The organism is Mucilaginibacter sp. CAU 1740 (assembly GCF_039839285.1).
Lineage (GTDB): Bacteria > Bacteroidota > Bacteroidia > Sphingobacteriales > Sphingobacteriaceae > Mucilaginibacter.
Window position 1 is genome coordinate 440,066 of sequence record NZ_JBDOQS010000003.1, and the last position, 18,124, is coordinate 458,189.

Here is an 18,124-nt window from a genome sequence, read left to right on the forward strand (position 1 = left end):
TTTTTGATTGTCGGGATTTCACTCTAACTATTAAGACATCCTTAAATCCTAAAAATCATCGTTCAGACAAAAAGCCTAACCTCTAATCTCCAACCACTAACCTCTCTACTCCGCCTTCAAACTTTTAACCGGGTTCATCAGCGCGGCTTTTATACTTTGATAGCTTACCGTTACCAGTGCTATCATAATAGCAACCACACCTGCCAGCGCAAACATCCACCAGCTTAATGTTACCCTGTAGGTAAAATCCTGCAGCCATTTGGTCATGGCGTAGTAGGCTACCGGGGTGGCTATTACAATGGCTATGAATACCAGTTTTACAAAATTCATGGAGAGCATGGCTGTGATGTTACCAATGGTGGCACCAAGCACTTTACGGATGCCTATTTCCTTGCTGCGTTGCTCGGCCATAAAGGCGGCTAAGGCAAACAGACCAAGACAGGCTATCATAATGGCCAATACCGCGAAGCTTGTGAAAATGCGGCCCATGCGTTGCACATCGGCATACATGCTGGCAAAGCGTTCATCCATAAAAGCGTAACGAATGGGTTGGTTTGGCGCAAATTGTTTCCAGGTAGCGGTGATCTGATCAAGCGCGGCTTTTACATCGCCTGCTTTTATTTTTACCGACACTATCGATTCGCTTGGGCTTAGGTGCATAACCAGTGGTTCGATACCATCGCGCATCGAGTTAAAATTGAAATCCGCAACCACGCCAATAATGGTTTTAGCCGGACCATAGTTCACTATCTTCTTGCCTATCGCGTTTTTTAGCCCCAGTTTGTCGGCCATCATTTGGTTAATGATTACCGCCTGCGAATCGGTTTTCATATCGGGCATAAAATTGCGGCCCGCCACCAGTTTAATGCCAAGCGTTTTGATATAATCATGATCTACATCCCAAAACTGACCGCCAACCGTTGGGTCAAGTTTTTCCCTACCCTCAATAAAAAATTGGTTACCGTTACGCTTGGTACCCGATACGGGTAGAAAATCGCTGATGGATGCGCTTTTTACGGTAGATAATTTCAGTAATTCGCTTTTAAAGGGTTTCACCTGGTTATCGAGCGTGTTGGTGCCTTGTATCATCACTACCTGGTCTTTTTCAAAACCTACTTTTTTGTTAAGCAGGTATTGCATCTGGTTATAAATAACCACTGTACTGATGATAAGGATAATAGATGTGGCAAACTGAAAAACTACCAGCACATTGCGCAATACCGAACTTTTACTGCCATTACTTAAATTACCTTTAAGTACCTCGGCTGGTTTAAAGCCCGAAAGATAAAACGCCGGATAGATACCGGCCACAACTCCAATTAAAAACGCCGATACCAAAACTACCGGTACCAGCCACCACGCCGCCCATGGCATAACAAGCGATTTGGATGCCAGCGTATTGAAATACGGCAGTAGTATCCAGGCCAATATCAACCCTAATACAAACGAGAAAAAGCTATATAATAATGATTCGGCCAGAAATTGCTGGATCAACCCGCTACGTTGTGAGCCAACTACTTTACGCAAACCAACTTCCTTAGCCCTGTTAGCCGATTTAGCTGTAGACAGGTTAACAAAATTTATGCAGGCGATCACCAATATAAAACCGGCAACCGCGCCAAACAACCAAACAAAACGGATATCCCCATGCGACATGCCATCATGAACATCGTACGAACGCAGATTAATATCCTGCACATTCTGCACCACCAAGTTAAACATGCTCATTACTTTGCTGGCGCGTTTATCGCCATTACGGGTCATGTTAGGGATATAATAAGTTTTCAGTATGCCATCGTTAAGTTTTTTATTAAACTGCGCTATGTTGGTGCCGGGCTTCAGCGCTATATATATGTGATAATTATTGGCATCCCAGGTAGCCTGTTCTCCATTCCAAAATTCTACGCCGGCAAGGGTGATGAAAAACTTAAAATCGTGCAGGTGCGAATTGCTCGGGATATCCTGCATTACCGCGGCAATTTTAAAAGGCTTGCTTTTGTTGTTGTTCAGGTACATCACCTTGCCCACCGGGTTTTGACCGGGGAAGTATTTATCCGCCTTACTTTTTGATATCACCATGCTTAGTGGTTCGCTCAGGGCATGTTTTGGATCGCCGTAAACCATGGGGAGGTTTAAAATATCTATCAGGCCCTGATCGGCATAGGCAAAACCTTCTTCGTGGGTGTTATCGGGCTGATCGGCACGTTTTAATTCGTTGGCACCAGCTCCCCAAAACAACGAGTTAGGCATCAACCTACCCGATTTTTCCACCTCAGGAAAATCCTGCTTGATCACTTTTCCTAACACCGATGGCCAGTCTACCCCTTTTTCATCTATCGAGCCATCGTGGTAATGCCCAAGCACACGGTAAACATTGGCGGCATTGGGATAGCTTTTATCAAAGCTTAATTCATCCTTTATATACAATGCAATTAACAGGCAGGCGGCAATACTAAACGCGAAACCGCCTATTTTAATGGCGGTGTACATTTTTTGCTTTTGCAATTGCCTAAAGGCTATTTTCAGGTAATTTTTGAGCATGGCTATATGGTTTGAAAACGGTTTATGTTGTGTTAAATTCTTAGTACTATTATAATCAGCTTGCCAGGTTTTAATTGGCTTGGGTATTGTTTGCTCCGCCTCAACAAATTCGTGTGTCGTGGCATTCTCTACATCTTTTATCTTAGCCTGGATCCTGCTGAACAAGGCCGAACTTTCAATCTCCGGTTTTTCCTCCCCTTCATCCCACCATTTGGACATTAGCTTTAGCTGGGCATGTAATTCAGGGTTTTCGGCAAGCAAAGCATTCAGCTCGCGCAACTCCTTTTCCGAAGCTTCGCGGGCCAGCTTCTTCGAAGCCAGATCCCAAACATGATCATCTAAGTTCATATCCCCATTAGGTTATTTTTCATCAAAAGGCGGTAAACTACTGTTTTGGTAGATAAAAGCCATGCCATTTATATAAAAAACTAATTATCAATTATTTATATAAAGTTTTTGATTGTAACTGTACGAAAGCGTACATCTGGTGTTCGATTTTAGGCGGGATTAGTCTAAAAAAGAATGTCATTTTGAAACAAGGAATCCGCACATTCAAGCGTCCACGCTTGAATGACATGAGTTTTGGGCGTCAACGCTCGTGTTAAACGTAAGCGTGGACGCTTACCTTTCAAATAATTCAAGCGTGGACGCTTGAACTTGCGGTTTTTATCTAACGATAGACTAAAATTGCTCCTCATCCCCGTAACATATCCCCCTCCCGCGCGTCATAGGTGATTTACGCACAATACGTTTTGGTTGTTAAATATTATATTTGAAAATTAACTATCATTAACAGCCTGTAAAACAAACTTGTTGTTATAAACTATATATGACTGATCGAAAACTACTCAAAAAACTTTTGCTGTCGTGCGCGCTCACCTCAGCTATGGCAACAGCCTACGCCCAGCAGGCACCGGCTCCTGAAGACCCGGCATTAAAAATTTACCGTGCCGTACCTACCAAAATTAACGACCTCATCCATACCAAACTTGATGTTAGGTTCGATTACAAAAAACGTTACCTGTATGGTAAGGAATGGGTTACGCTAAAACCTCACTTTTACCCAACCGACAGCCTTCGTCTTGATGCCAAAGGCATGGATCTGAAAAGCATCTCGGTAATAAAAAACGGTAAAAACGTTCCATTGAAGTTTAAATACGAGGACAGCCTTTCGGTTGCTATTAAGCTTGATAAAGTTTATCAAAACAACGAAAATTATACCATCTACATTGATTACACCGCCAAGCCAAACGAACTAAAAGTAAAAGGCAGCGCGGCAATTAACGATGCCAAAGGTTTATATTTTATTAACCCAGACGGCACCGAGAAAGATAAGCCAGTACAGATCTGGACACAGGGCGAAACCGAATCATCATCGGCCTGGTTCCCTACCATTGATAAGCCAAGTCAGAAAACTACTGAAGAGATCACCATGACCGTACCTGCAAAGTACGTTACGCTATCAAACGGTAAACTGGTATCGCAAAAAACAAATGCCGATGGCACCCGCACCGATACATGGAAACAGGAACTGCCGCACTCGCCATACTTGTTTATGATGGCCGTTGGCGATTTCAAGATCTATAAAGACAAGTGGAAGGATAAAGAAGTAAGCTATTATCTGGAGCCTAAATATGCCCCATACGCTAAGGAGATCTTCGCTTCTACACCTGAGGCTATCGATTTTTACTCAAAAACTTTGGGCGTTGATTTCCCATGGGTTAAATACTCGCAAATTGTTGTTCGCGATTATGTGAGCGGTGCCATGGAAAACACTTCGGCCACCCTGCACGGCGATTACGTACAAGCAACTCACCGTGAATTGAAAGATGCTTATTTCAGCAACGGCCAAAGCACCATAGTACACGAATTGTTTCACCAGTGGTTTGGCGATTATGTTACTGCCGAAAGCTGGAGTAACTTAACAGTGAATGAATCGTTCGCTAACTTCAGCGAAACCATTTGGGCCGAACATAAATACGGCAAAGATGCCGGCGATGACCACAACTATGCCGATATGCAATCGTACCTGCGTTCGCCAGGTGCAAACACCAAAAACCTGGTGCGTTTTTACTATGGCGATAAAGAAGAGGTATTTGATGCCGTTACTTACCAAAAAGGTGGCCGCATCCTGAACATGTTGCGTAACTATTTAGGTAACGCTGCATTTTACAAAGGCCTTAACATCTACCTAAAAACCAACGCATTTAAAAATGGTGAAGCACAGCAACTGCGCTTAGCATTTGAAGAAGCCTGCGGACAGGATTTGAATTGGTACTTTAACCAATGGTATTACGGTGCCGGTCACCCGATATTGAATATCAGCTACAAATGGGATGAGGCTACCAAAACCGAAACTGTTTACCTGAAACAAACTCAGGATGGCCAAACCTTTAAATTGCCAATGGCTATTGATGTTTACCAGGGTGGTAAAAAAGTACGCTACAAAGCCTGGTTAAACAACAAGGTTGATTCTATCAGCTACCAACTCGCCGGTAAACCCGATTTAGTTAACGTTGACGCGGACAAGATCTTGTTAACCAAGAAAACCGATAGCAAAACCATCGAAGAGTTTTCGTTCCAATACTTCAACGCGCCAAACTATCTTGATCGTTTTGAGGCTATTGATGCTGCCGCATCAGATCAGACCCGTAAAGAGGCTCAAAAGATCATGATCGCTGCTTTGAAAGATAAATACTATGGTTTGCGTGTTAAAACTATCAAAGCTTTAAACCTAACTAAAGATGATGTTCGCAATGCTGCTCAACCTATCCTGATCTCGTTGGCCCAAACTGATGATAACACATTGGTGCGTGCAGCTGCCATCAGCGCATTAGGTAAGCTAAAAGCAAGCGGTAACATGACCTTGTTCACCCAAGCGCTTTCAAGCGAATCATACGCTGTTCAAGGCGCTGCTTTAAACGCTATTGCGGTTCTTGATCCGGCTAAAGCCATGAGCCTTGCCAAGGGTCTTGAAAAAGATAACAGGGGTGCGCTTACTTCGGCCATCATGAACCTTTATACTGCGAATGGTAATGATGCTGAATGGCCATACGTTTACCAGCACTTTGTTGATGCCGGTATCCAGGAAAAATTCAACAATCTTAAAAACTTTGCCGATATGACCGGTAAGGTAAACAAATCGGAATATGCCCAGCAAGGCATTGGCCAGCTGAAAGAAGCAGGTATAAGGTTTAAAGTTTATGGTGCTGCACCATTTATTGTAACCCAACTGGAGGGCATTAAAGCTTCCCGCACAGCCATGAAAGATGATGCATCAGCCAAAGCTGCCGATGACGCTATCAAAGCTGTTAATGACGCTAAATAATCTTTAAGCATATATAACGTGAAAGGCCGTCTCTGTTACCAGAGCGGCCTTTCTGTTTCATAATAGTTGTAGGGCGTAGGTTATTTTTAGCTGAAAGCGTAAGGCGGAAAGCCAAAAGCTTCTGTTGAATCGTATATTCGTAGTTATTCTCTGCTTTAAGCTTTAAGCCTTTAGCTTTCAGCTCAACCCTTGTGTTGTTGCGATACCAGCTTGTCAACAGCATACCCCATCCCTTTGCAACGTTCCACAATTTCATCATATTCGGCTTTGGGCATTGATGGCTTCCGGCTCATGATAAATAAAAACTTATGATCCGGGTGACCAACAACCACGTACGAATAATCCGTAGCGAGGTCGATAACCCAATAGTCAACTTTTATAGGCCATATAAACTGGGCCCTCATCTCACCATCCTTCTCTTTTTCGGGAAACAGCTTCGATTTGTAGGTGTGCAAATCTTCGTTATCTCCCTTTTTGGCAACAGTTACTACGTTGTAGTAGCCATCGTTATTTAATGTGTAGGTAGTAGTAGTTTCGCGGGTTCCCTTATCAAACATGGTAGGGATTGAATATAATGAGTACCACTTACCCGCGAATTTATCCAGATCAACCTTTGCAACGGGTTTATTAGCAGGCCCCGGAGCGGCTGTTGTTAAAAACAAAACTAATATACTGAAAATAAACTTCATAGCATAAAAAATTAAAAAACCCCTGTTATATCCAATTACGGAATAACAGGGGTTTCAAGTTTTTATGAGTTTATAGAGGGAGGTTGTGAAACCCCTCTCCCTTTAGGGGAGTGTTTGGGTGGGGCTTACTTCACCAACGTACCGATATGCTCGCCGTTGGCAATTTTCATAAAGTTGCCTTCTTTGTTCATATCAAATACTATGATGGGTAATTTATTTTCCTGGCAAAGGGTAATGGCGGTCATGTCCATTACGTTAAGGCCTTTGTCATATACTTCCTGGAAGGTGATTTCGTCGTAGCGGGTCGCAGTCGGATCTTTTTCCGGATCGGCGGTATAGATACCATCAACGCGGGTGCCTTTCAATACAACGTCGGCTTTGATCTCGATAGCGCGCAATGAAGCGGCAGTATCAGTAGTGAAATAAGGGTTACCGGTACCTGCACCGAAGATCACGATTTTCCCCATTTCCAGGTGGTGCATAGCACGACGACGGATATAAGGCTCACAGATCTGCTCCATTTTAATGGCCGATTGCAGGCGGGTTTCCACACCGATACTTTCCAGCGCATTTTGTAATGCCATACAGTTAATTACTGTGGCAAGCATACCCATGTAATCGGCCTGGGCACGTTCCATGCCTGATTTTTCGGCACTTAGTCCCCTAAAAATATTACCGCCTCCAACAACTACCGCTATTTCGATACCGGCGTCATAAACGTTTTTAATGTCCTGAGCATATTGCAATACCTGGTTGTTATCAATACCATATTGCCTTCCGCCCATCAGCGATTCGCCCGAAAGTTTCAGTAATATTCTTTTGTATTTCATTTGGTGTGATTTGTTAATAATAGAAATGAATGAAACCTGCTTTTGTTTATATCAAGAATTGATAAAGCTCTGTTCATATGGGAGTAGTTCGCCAAAAATAGCGAATATATTGCAGTGTTAAAATTTTATGTTGTCTTTGTTAAAAAATTACCGTTGAGGATGGTTTCAAGCACCTCAAAATCAGTGTTAAACACAACCAGATCGGCATCAAACCCTTTTTCAATTTTACCCTTTTGGGTTTGCGATGCAAGTTCGGCAGGGTATAATGAAGCCATGTTTACCGCCTCCGCCAGTTCAATACCTACTTTTTTCACGCAGTTTTCAACCGCTTTAAGCATAGTAAGGCACGAGCCGGATAATGTGCCATCGGGCATGGTGTACCTGTCACCTCGCAGTTCATGCTGATAAGCTCCCTCCTTGGTTGAGGTTACCGCATCGGTGATCAGGAAAAGTTTATCGCTTAATTCGCGCTTAGCCAAACGGATCATGGCAAAATCAACATGAATGCCGTCGGCTACAATACTGGTATAAGGCCTTTCCTCAAAAATGGCAGGGATATAGCCCGGCTCGCGGTGATGCATTGATGGCATGGCATTAAACAAATGCGTTACTGCCTGTATAGGTTTCTTTAAAAATGCTTTCCCTTCAGCATAAGTAGCGTTGCTATGGCCTGAAGAAATAATAATGCCCTGATCGTACAAGTAATCAATCACTTCCTGATCCTGCAACTCTGGTGCTATGGTGATCATTTTAATAACACCATCGGCCTTTTCAATCCAGCCTTTTACCTCGTCGAGCGTAGCTTTTTTGATAAACTTCTCGGGGTGCGCGCCTTTTTTTGCAGGATTAAGATACGGGCCCTCGAGGTGCAGTCCCCAGAAAGCTCCTCTCGCCTTTTCACGGAAGGCCTTCGCCGCCTCAATACCTGCCTCAACAATTTCATTTGTGTTGGTACCGATGGTAGGAAATACGCCAATAGTACCCTGGTTTAACAGATCGTTCTCCAATTGCTCAAGTGCCTCTACCGTTGGGGTGCCGGCAAATAATTTACCACCGCTGCCGTAGATCTGCAGGTCGATAAAACCCGGTGCAAGATATGCGCCGTTTAGGTCTTTCTTCTCTGCATCCGTTGGGATAGCGGTTTCGTCAATAACATCGGTAATTACGCCGTTTGAGATTAAAACGGCTTTGCCTTCGGCGATGGTGCCGCTGGAGATGAGTTTGAGGTTGTGGAGGGCGAGGATAGGCATATGATTTAATGATATAAATGATTAAACCTGATAAATTATAAACCGGGGCACATTATCCCCCCGTATTTACTCACCCCGACATCGCTACGCTTGTCACTCCTCTCTACGCTGCGCGTAAAGAGGGGATTTTCAAGTTTTACTTTTCTACTTCTTCTACCCTCTTTACGACTTGTCGTAGAGAGGGTGGTCCAGCGAAGCGCAGACCGGGTGAGTAAACTATGCGGCTTGCTTTTCGCCCATATGCTTCACAAAACAACAGGGCAAAAAAAATCCCCCGATTTTCATCGGGGGATTTAATATAATTAAGCTCCTAAAGCTACTCGCTTAAAGGCGGTTACTGTAAGGCCTTTTTCAACCTCGTTTAAGAATTGTGAAACGCTCTTAGAAGAATCTTTCACAAACTCCTGGTTTAACAAAGTTGAGTCTTTGTAGAATTTGTTCAGTTTACCGGCAGCAATTTTTTCGATCATCGCTTCTGGTTTACCTTCTGCACGGATCTGATCTTTAGCAATTTCAAGCTCACGCTCAATTACTGTAGCATCAACACCGTCTTTATCCAAAGCGATAGGGTTCATAGCAGCAATTTGCATAGCTACGTCTTTACCAGCTTCTTCAGCAGCATCGCCACCAGCGCTAAGTGCTACTAATACACCTAAACGGAAGTTACCGTGGATGTAAGCAACAACTTTTTCGCCTGTTACTACTTCATATTTAGATACACCGATTTTTTCGCCGATTTTACCGGTTTTTTCGATGATAGCTTCAGATATTACCTGACGACCAGTTTCAACGTCGATCTCCAATGCTAAAAGTTCTTCAATTGAAGCTGGTTTAGCTTCAACAGCAGTGTTAGCAATTTGGTTAGCAAATGCAACGAACTCAGCGTTTTTAGCTACGAAGTCGGTTTCGCAATTTAATTCAATTACAACACCGGTTTTAAAATCAGCCGAAGTACGTGCAATAACAACACCTTCGTTTGATTCCCTGTCCTGACGGCTTGCTGCAACTTTAGCACCTTTTTTCCTTAAAAAATCGATAGCTGCTTCAAAATCACCGTTAGTTTCGGTTAATGCTTTTTTGCAATCCATCATACCGGCACCGGTTTGTTGGCGCAGTTTGTTTACGTCGGCTGCAGAAATTTGTACTGTAGACATGTTTTTTTGAGTTTTAAGATTTTTTATATCGGGTTACAAGTTACCGTAAGCGTGTTACGCTATTATTAACCTGCAACTATTTTTAATATTAAAAATCTCCCACCCCGTTTTGGAGGTGAGAGAATTAATATATTTTATGCTATATGTACCCTTAAAGGGTTATAACAAGGAAGATTACTCTTCTGTTTCGGCAGCTGGAGTTTCAGCTTCGCCTTCTGCAGTTACTTCAGCAACTTTGCGGGTTCTTTTACCGCCTTCGTTGCTTTCTGGAGCATCAGCTTTAGCTTTAGCAGCTACTGCTTCTTTTTCAGCTTCGTCTTCTTTCTCGCGTTTGCGCTCATCTAAACCTTCTTCGATAGCTTTGATGATGATGCTGGTGATCAATGAAATTGATTTAGTAGCGTCGTCATTCGCAGGGATCGGGAAATCGATGTTTGAAGGATCAGAGTTGGTATCAACCATAGCAAATGTAGGGATGTTCAACTTCAATGCTTCAGAAACCGCGATGTGCTCTTTCTTAACGTCGATCAGGAATAATGCAGCTGGTAAACGGTTCAGATCAGAGATACCACCTAAAAGGGTTTCTAATTTGATACGCTCACGCTGAATCATCAGACGCTCTTTTTTAGAAAGGTTGCTGTAAGTACCGTCTTTAGTCAATTTATCGATGTTTGACATCTTTTTGATCGACTTACGTACAGTAGCAAAGTTGGTTAACATACCACCTAACCAACGCTCGGTGATGTATGGCATGTTTACGCTTTTTGCATAATCAGCAACGATATCTTTCGCTTGTTTCTTTGTAGCTACGAATAATACCTTACGGCCTGATTTTACAATTTGTTTTATAGCTGCAGCAGCTTCTTCAACCTTAGTTAAGGTTTTATTTAAATCGATAATGTGGATACCGTTACGCTCCATGAAAATGTACTGTGACATTTTCGGATCCCATTTGCGGGTAAGGTGACCAAAGTGTACACCAGCGTCCAGTAAATCCTGATAAGTTGTTCTTGCCATTTTGTTGTCCTCCTGTGATTAACGTTTACTGAATTGGAATCTCTTACGTGCTTTCCTGCGACCTGGTTTCTTACGCTCAACCATACGGTCATCGCGGGTCATTAAGCCTTTAGCACGTAATGCTGGTTTCTTATCAGCATCAAGTTCAACAATAGCTTTAGCGATAGCTAAACGAACGGCTTCTGCCTGTCCTTTTACACCACCACCTGCAACGTTTACTTTAACATCATATTTTCCGGTGCTACCAGAAACTTCGGTGCTTTGAGTAACGATGTATTGCAATGGCAAAGTAGGGAAATACTCTTTGTAATCTTTACCGTTAACGATGATCGCGCCATTTCCTTCTGTAAGGTAGATGCGGGCAACGGCTGTTTTTCTTCTGCCTGAAGTGTTAGTTGTTGGCATTTTTTTTCTCCTTAAAAATTAAAAAATTAAATGGCTGTTGGGTTTTGCGCAGCATGAGGATGCTCAGCACCTGCATATACATGCAAATTGCCGAATAATGCTTTGCCCAAACGATTTTTAGGTAACATACCACGTACCGCTTTCTCGATGATGCGGGTTGGATGTTTCGCCAATAACTCCTTAGGAGAAATAAAACGCTGACCACCTGGATATCCAGTGTAACGAACATAAACCTTGTCGCTTAGTTTGTTTCCGGTCAGTTTTACCTTGTCTGCGTTGATAACGATCACATTATCACCACAGTCTACGTTTGGGGTAAAATCAGGCTTGGTTTTTCCACGAATGATCATTGCGATCTTTGTAGACAAGCGCCCCAAAATCTCGCCTTCCGCGTCAACAACAACCCATTGTTTGTTAACGGTTTTTTTGTTGGCTGAGACAGTTTTGTAACTTAACGTATTCACTTGCTTTAAATTAAATTGTTTAAACGTTTATTATACCCCGTATTTTCGGGACTGCAAAGATAGAGTTAATTATCTTATTAGCAAATAGATTTTGAGGAAATTATTGAGCTTGATTTTAGGGAAGGGGGAGATGGTTTGTTTGAACCGGGATTTGGGTGGTTTGTCTGAACTCGAATTTGGGGGAATTATTAGAATTTTTCGAATTTACTAATCATTCTGTAAATTCATCAATTAAACAAATTCGAGTTCAGACAAATCAATCATCGGTTATAAGCGTAACGTTTGCATATTTATACTTATACCTTTTAATATTGCCTAACTCCTTAGCAGATACTGGCACCTCACAGTTTCGCCATTGTTTTGTGTAGTGTAATTGGGTCCAGTAATTTTCTATATTTATCGGAATTTTACCACATAGTTGTGTATCAAAAATTACAATAGTGTCGCCTAAAACAGTATCCCGTTTATGTGATATGCAAATAAATACGTCCACAGCAGGTACAGTATCATTTTTGGCGCGTTTTGTAGTATCGTGCAAGTAAGCTGCTAATACTCCTGGCCCGTTAAAAGAAGTATCTACCAGATTACTATCAGCTTCAATCATTTTTGCGGTGTTCAAACTTATTGAGGCGTATTCTTTTTCTTCAGGCTGATTGCATGCCATTACAAACGTCATGCTTGTAAAAATTACTGACAGCAATAAACGTGTAGTGAAATTTAAATAATGCATCACAAATTTGTTTTTGTTTAATACCGGCTATTTAAAAAAGTAACCTTACCTCTATAATGACCAGGGCGTTGCCTGCATTAGGGCTATACGCTGCAAGTCCTCGCCTTTCCTGCGCGCAATTCCCTCCCGCGCTGCGGGCTTTCCGCTCCTATCCCTAACGCAAAATCCGTGTTCCATTAAACACCGCGTTTTATTTAGTAATAAGTTTTTTACATTCAGATGATATAATATTATATTAGCCCTAACACTTATAAACTATTGCTGCTTGGCTCGCGTTACTTACCGGCTTACCCTAATTTTACTGTTTGCACTATGGTGCAATTGCAACAGTTTTGCCCAAACCGTAGCCGATCCAGTGGATTCATTAAAATCTCAACTGGATGCCAATACTATTCTCGCATCTATTTTCAGCGGTAAAAGCAGTAAACCCGCCGCGCCCGATCAACCCTTACAAAACCGCACATATTGGTCGGTATTGCCATCTGCGGCTTATAACCCCAGCGTTGGTTTTGCGGCCGGGGTAATCTCATCAGGCGGTAAATATTTTGGCGATCCTTCTAATACTACCCTATCGGTTATCAACGCGGGCTTTTATATTTCAACAGGAGGATTATCAACATTCGAGTTTAAGCAAAACGCCTTCTCGGCACAAAATAAATGGAACCTGCAAGGAACTGTGCAAATTGGCAAAACAGTTGCCACGGATAACGGCATCGGCACCGGCGGAAGGAGCTTTGGCGAGGGCAACTTTTTTATGAATGATACCCACTTTGAAAACAATCCCGACGCCTTCCCTATCCGCTACGTGTATATCAAAGCCAACGAGCGTATTTATCGCAAGCTGGCCAACAGCATATATGTAGGCGCGGGCCTCAGCTTTAATTATTATAGCCATATTGACGACGACCGTAAGGACATTCCCATCAGTCAAACTCATAATTACCGCTACAGCATCCGCAATGGCTTCCCGGTAAACTCGTACCAGGCCAACGGCTTGCTGCTTAATTTTCAATTCAACACCCGCGATCAGCCTAACCGTGCATTCAGGGGTATTTATGCTGATATCGTTTTCCGTAGTAATCAAACCTGGCTGGGCAGCAACCGCGATGCTATGCAGGTTAAGCTGGAGTTTAGGAAATACTGGAGCCTTTCAAAAACCAACCCGGAGCATGTGTTCGCCCTGTGGCACTGGTCAAATTATTTAATCAGTGGCGCGCTCCCTTATCTCGAACTGCCGGGTACCGGCAGCGATGCCTACGGGCGCATTGGCAGGGCGTTTATTATCGGGAGGTTTAAAGGCATGTCGTTTGTTTATAACGAGGCTGAATATCGCTTCCCGCTCACAAGTAACAAACTCCTTAGCGGTGTAGCATTCATTAACGCCGAAACCGCTAACAACCAGCAGCGCATTAAACTATTTAGCCATTGGGAACCAGGTGGCGGTGCCGGATTAAGATTGTTGTTTAATAAATACACCCGATCAAACTTATGTATTGATTATGGTAGGGGTACGTATGGCTCAAGCGGTTTCTTTTTAGGTTTAAACGAGGTGTTTTAAATCGGGCTTTCCTTATAATATTACAACTGGTGTCATTTTTGTGCTGGTTGGTATTTTACCGATACAAACCAATATACTATGCGCACTCCGTTAACCTCGCAGCTACTCGGCGATCTGATTGAAAAGGGCTACACCTACATGCTGGTTAAGATCACCATAAACCAGCAAACAAATGAAGCTGCCGACATAACCCTGGTACCCATTAAGCAAAAGCCTGAACTCCATAAGCTCCCTGCCGATTTTGAAACTTTTTACCGCATCACCCGCGAGCCCATGCAATTGATTTGCGGCATCGACAATACCAATGTTTATATAGAATACCAAACGTTTGATGATACCATAACCGGTGCCGATATTTTTAACGACACCTACTTTAGGATGAGCGAAGAATTTTTCAGGCAGGTGCTTGACAGCCTGGAAGACTATGCTGTAATAACCACCGACAAAAACGGCGACATTAACAGTTGGAACACCGGCGCGCAGAACCTGTTAGGCTACACCGAACCGGAGGCTTTAGGTTTAAGCGCCCGCATATTTTTCACTGATGAGGATGTAGCAGAAGGCAAGCCCGAACTGGAGCTAAAAAAGGCGCTAAGCAAAGGTCGCGCGGTAGATGAGCGATACCATGTACGCAAAGATAAAAGCAGATTTTGGGGCAGTGGGTTAGTTTTTCCGCTGTTTGATGAAGAGCATAACCACAGGGGCTTCACTAAAATTATGCGAAATCAACGGGAGGAGCAGGAAGCAAAAAGCAAGGGGATATAAAATGGCTATCGCACAGTCACAAAACCCTTTTTAACAGACTTACCCACATGGTTAAAAATGTCGGTTATTGTAACGCGTGCCGCATAGTTACCGGCCGGCGGTAACATTTTTATAACTGCCGATCTTTTTTCGGGCAAAACCTCATTTACTGTTTGCAGCACTTTTCCGGATGCATTTAATATTTCTATTTTGGATGATAGCTGCGGAGTTTTTGTAGCATCGGTTGTCCAGCTTACTTTGATATCCTGGGTACCACACATAACAGCAATGCTGGATATGGCACCTACAGTAAGCTGAGGCAAAGCGTTTTGATGTGCTTGTTCCGGCAAACTAATGCCGCGACCTGCGCCGAAAGCCTTATCAGGTTGGGTATCCCCGCCATGCTGCATAAAATAAGCATCTTCGGCAGCGTCATATCCCGAATTAAATGCCCGGTCGTACTTACCGTTTCTTACTTTATCATTTTCGTTGGCATTAAACCTACGCTTGGTGTGCTTTTGCCAAACATTATCAGCATTAAGGTTCCAGCAATCTTTAAAAAACGCTTTACGCACAAAGCGGCCATCCCACCTTTCATCTGTACCATCCCAGTTTTCTAAAAAAGCATCATTCCCCTGGCCAAGGTAACCGGGTCTGTCTGGTTCGGCCAGCGTGGAGGTGTGAAACCATACGCCGGTATTGGTATTTTGAATAAAAGTAGCTACATAAAATTCACCGTTGTACTTCCATGAACGGGTAGCGATGTTATACCATGTATTCAACTGCCATTTATAAGGGTTGATGGATTTATAACCATCACCCTCACCACCAAATCTATCGGTAAAAGTATTTGCGCCTTTATAAGCTATTTTTGAAAATACCTTGCCTGCAGTATTTGGATCCCATAAAGATGCTATCAATATATTGGATGTACTAAATTGAGTATCTGGGGTTTGCTGCAATCCATTATATCCGCCCCTAAAGTTATGGGCCGAAAAATACTCGGCATCTGCCGAAGCGACAATCTTGATCTTATGTATCTTGGCAATAGCATCCGAAGGAAAATCAAAAAATATATGCTCGGACGGTGCGGCGTTTTCGGTCTGGGGTAGGTTATTATTTACCGAAGTTGTGATATCCTTTAATTTGACATGAGCCGTCTTCATCGAAAAAGCAGTAATAGCAAATATTGCGAAGGTTAATTTTGATAAAGCAGTTTTTTTCATCATCTAAAAATAGGGTAATGAAAATACAATTACAATCAACACATTACCTACATCAGCAAATACAATACCTTCTAAAACAAAAAAACCGCTTCATAATAACTTATGAAACGGCTTTTATATCTTATCAGCAAAACGCGATTACTCTGCGTTGTAGCTTACATCATGATCTTGTTCAACCTGTGGGTTGATGAAAGGCGAACCTTTGGTAAAGCAACCTACAATTAAAAGGTAAGCACCGAAAATTAATTGCGGGGCAACCAATTTATCATGAAAACCATAAACCCATGGCGAGCAAAACAAAAATGAACCCATAATTACATCACCAAAGTTGTGCATTACCATTGGGAATTGTTTAATAAAGCCCATTTCGTTTTTAGCGAAAATAGCCATGATCAATTGCAACCAACCGATAAGTAAAGGCAGGAACAAAGCCGCGCCACCTACATGCAGGGTATCAAATGTCCATAATGATGAGATCATTGCAAGGGCTACAACGTAGTTTAAAAATCCGTAAGTTTTGGTTGAAATGAAGCCTTTCATGTTTTAGCTTATTGTTATTAAGTGCCTGTAATAAATTGTTCGTATCAAAAATTGTGTCAAAGTTAATAATTTGCATCGGCACACGCATATTTAATTGAACATATAATATAAAAATTGCGTTACCTGCTATTTACGACTTAAAACACGTACCTTTAACTAAAGGCCCAATAATACGTACAGATCTGTATGTTTTAAAATTGAGCTATCTTTTTACTCCTTTAGCCGGGCAAGGCAAATCCTCTCCCGCAATCTCCCATCATCACTATTTATGGTTACTGCAAATAACAGTGACCGCTAATTCTATCAAACGCTAATTTAAAAATCATGAGCAAAGAAAAACATGCCACAAAAGAAAAGAAGAAACCAGCCGCAGAGGGAAGTAAAAAAGCCCCGTCGGATTATCAATCAGGAAAAAAAGACGTTGTAAAACCCATTGCCGCGCCGACAAAAAAGAAATAGCAGGCTAACAAGCCCACCCGCTTCCATAAGGCCCGCTACACGCATAAAAGCAAAGGAGCTTGTGCTAACCACATTCAGCACCTTTGCCCATTAGCGCCTCCGTGTTTGCGGCTTAACCAACTTCGAGGCTATAAAGGCGAATAGTCCTTGAAAAACGCCGAACACAATACCAAAAGGCAACGCCAATAAAACCATCGCCAAACGCGGGTGACTTGCAAAATAAACAGGTAAACCCATATTGGCGGGTGCCATATCGGGGTGGTGACTAAAATAGCTGGTAAAAAAGATCACGTGCACAGCAGTGATCCAGATGCTATTAAAAATGCTAAGCGTAAAGCCGTGTAAAAAATACTTTCCTCCGGCAGACCGGGCTATCACCACGGCACAAAAAGCGAAGATCACCAGCCAAAATATCCATTCGGTTTTTTCGGGGATAAGTGATACTGTACCAAAGGCCATGATAAGGCCAAAAAACGAGAGTTGGATAACCAGTTTCCAGTTCATCATCAATTAGGTTTACTGGTATAAATTTAAATAAATATCATCAAAAAAAAACGTCATTGCGAGGTACGAAGCAATCGCGAACTATACCGGGCGAACCTGCCTATGTGCGATTGCTTCGTACCTCGCAATGACGATTTTTTTTTTTTGGGGGGGGGATTTGTGTAGAACTTATCAAGCATTAACCAAATCGCGGAACAATTGAATATGCCAGCTATCTTTAAACGGCACTTCCCATTTTGTTTCCAGCTCGGTTAAGTTTTGCACCAGGTTGTTATACACAATGGTTTCTTTGTTGATGCTGCCATCTTTCAATTTATCCTCAAAACCATGGCGGGGTAATGATAAAACCTCTTCCCCATCGCGGTAGGCCAGGTTAAACCTATCGAACAAATTTACCCCCAGGTGCTGCTGTACCTGCTGCATAAAATGCACCGATTTATCTATCGAGCATCCGCTTGCACCGGCTTGGCTTTCGTCAACTATCAAAACAAAAAATCGGTTATACCTTATCTCGCCTTTGGCTTTCAACTGGTTGTTATGGGCTGTCCATCCGGCGGTAAACTTATCCAACTCGGGTTGTATCGTGGCTACCTCGGCATCAGTTAATTTCCTGTCTGCCTGATAGATCCAAACTCTTGACTGTGGAGAAAAATTCATTTCCAAAAATATCAATTTATTAATTTCG

The 18,124-nt window shown here is 42.6% G+C and carries 17 protein-coding genes; 4 read left to right on the forward strand and 13 right to left on the reverse strand.

Annotated features, from left to right (window positions below):
* Positions 1-105: 105 nt before the first annotated feature.
* Complete coding sequence (locus AAFN85_RS09445; protein ID WP_347526920.1) at positions 106-2,889, reverse strand: ABC transporter permease; 2,784 nt, start codon at positions 2,887-2,889, stop codon at positions 106-108.
* A 481-nt stretch (positions 2,890-3,370) separates the two neighbouring features.
* Between AAFN85_RS09445 and AAFN85_RS09450 the strand changes: the two genes are divergently transcribed.
* On the forward strand, positions 3,371-5,869 hold the full coding sequence (locus AAFN85_RS09450; RefSeq protein ID WP_347526921.1) for a M1 family metallopeptidase: 2,499 nt from the start codon (positions 3,371-3,373) through the stop codon (positions 5,867-5,869).
* A gap of 182 nt (positions 5,870-6,051) precedes the next feature.
* Here the strand turns inward: AAFN85_RS09450 and AAFN85_RS09455 are convergent, their stop codons facing one another.
* The 8 genes from AAFN85_RS09455 to AAFN85_RS09490 form a co-directional block, all read right to left on the reverse strand.
* On the reverse strand, positions 6,052-6,558 hold the full coding sequence (locus tag AAFN85_RS09455) for a lipocalin family protein (protein ID WP_347526922.1): 507 nt from the start codon (positions 6,556-6,558) through the stop codon (positions 6,052-6,054).
* Positions 6,559-6,683: 125 nt separating this feature from the next.
* Positions 6,684-7,388 carry a UMP kinase gene (gene pyrH / locus AAFN85_RS09460; protein ID WP_347526923.1) on the reverse strand — a complete coding sequence of 235 codons (705 nt, stop codon included), beginning with the start codon at positions 7,386-7,388 and terminating at the stop codon, positions 6,684-6,686.
* Positions 7,389-7,513: 125 nt separating this feature from the next.
* Entirely contained in the window at positions 7,514-8,638 is a 1,125-nt protein-coding gene (nagA, locus tag AAFN85_RS09465; protein ID WP_347526924.1) for an N-acetylglucosamine-6-phosphate deacetylase, read from the reverse strand.
* Between the two features lie 302 nt (positions 8,639-8,940).
* A complete protein-coding gene (gene tsf / locus AAFN85_RS09470) occupies positions 8,941-9,792 on the reverse strand; it encodes a translation elongation factor Ts (protein WP_347526925.1) in 852 nt (283 codons plus the stop codon).
* Between the two features lie 174 nt (positions 9,793-9,966).
* On the reverse strand, positions 9,967-10,809 hold the full coding sequence (rpsB, locus tag AAFN85_RS09475; RefSeq protein WP_347526926.1) for a 30S ribosomal protein S2: 843 nt from the start codon (positions 10,807-10,809) through the stop codon (positions 9,967-9,969).
* Positions 10,810-10,827: 18 nt separating this feature from the next.
* Positions 10,828-11,214 (reverse strand): 30S ribosomal protein S9, encoded by a 387-nt coding sequence (rpsI, locus tag AAFN85_RS09480; protein ID WP_119407418.1) that lies wholly within the window; start codon positions 11,212-11,214, stop codon positions 10,828-10,830.
* A 26-nt stretch (positions 11,215-11,240) separates the two neighbouring features.
* The gene (gene rplM, locus AAFN85_RS09485; protein ID WP_090529488.1) at positions 11,241-11,678 is read right to left on the reverse strand and encodes a 50S ribosomal protein L13; all 438 of its coding nucleotides are present in this window, start codon (positions 11,676-11,678) and stop codon (positions 11,241-11,243) included.
* A 256-nt stretch (positions 11,679-11,934) separates the two neighbouring features.
* Positions 11,935-12,408 (reverse strand): hypothetical protein, encoded by a 474-nt coding sequence (locus tag AAFN85_RS09490; RefSeq protein ID WP_347526927.1) that lies wholly within the window; start codon positions 12,406-12,408, stop codon positions 11,935-11,937.
* 355 nt (positions 12,409-12,763) lie between these two features.
* On the opposite strand from AAFN85_RS09490, the gene AAFN85_RS09495 reads away from it, so the two are divergent.
* Positions 12,764-13,966 (forward strand): BamA/TamA family outer membrane protein, encoded by a 1,203-nt coding sequence (locus AAFN85_RS09495; protein ID WP_347526928.1) that lies wholly within the window; start codon positions 12,764-12,766, stop codon positions 13,964-13,966.
* A gap of 78 nt (positions 13,967-14,044) precedes the next feature.
* Positions 14,045-14,731 carry a PAS domain S-box protein gene (locus tag AAFN85_RS09500; RefSeq protein ID WP_347526929.1) on the forward strand — a complete coding sequence of 229 codons (687 nt, stop codon included), beginning with the start codon at positions 14,045-14,047 and terminating at the stop codon, positions 14,729-14,731.
* A gap of 5 nt (positions 14,732-14,736) precedes the next feature.
* Here AAFN85_RS09500 and AAFN85_RS09505 read toward each other — a convergent pair whose 3' ends face one another.
* On the reverse strand, positions 14,737-15,939 hold the full coding sequence (locus AAFN85_RS09505; RefSeq protein ID WP_347526930.1) for a DUF3472 domain-containing protein: 1,203 nt from the start codon (positions 15,937-15,939) through the stop codon (positions 14,737-14,739).
* A gap of 135 nt (positions 15,940-16,074) precedes the next feature.
* Entirely contained in the window at positions 16,075-16,476 is a 402-nt protein-coding gene (locus AAFN85_RS09510; protein WP_347526931.1) for a hypothetical protein, read from the reverse strand.
* A gap of 324 nt (positions 16,477-16,800) precedes the next feature.
* Here AAFN85_RS09510 and AAFN85_RS09515 point away from each other — a divergent pair, with 324 nt between their 5' ends.
* Positions 16,801-16,935: a hypothetical protein gene (locus AAFN85_RS09515; RefSeq protein WP_347526932.1), complete on the forward strand. Its 135-nt coding sequence runs from the start codon at positions 16,801-16,803 to the stop codon at positions 16,933-16,935.
* A gap of 90 nt (positions 16,936-17,025) precedes the next feature.
* Here the strand turns inward: AAFN85_RS09515 and AAFN85_RS09520 are convergent, their stop codons facing one another.
* A complete protein-coding gene (locus tag AAFN85_RS09520; protein WP_347526934.1) occupies positions 17,026-17,442 on the reverse strand; it encodes a hypothetical protein in 417 nt (138 codons plus the stop codon).
* Between the two features lie 168 nt (positions 17,443-17,610).
* Positions 17,611-18,096: an ABC transporter ATPase gene (locus AAFN85_RS09525; RefSeq protein WP_347526935.1), complete on the reverse strand. Its 486-nt coding sequence runs from the start codon at positions 18,094-18,096 to the stop codon at positions 17,611-17,613.
* Positions 18,097-18,124: the final 28 nt, after the last annotated feature.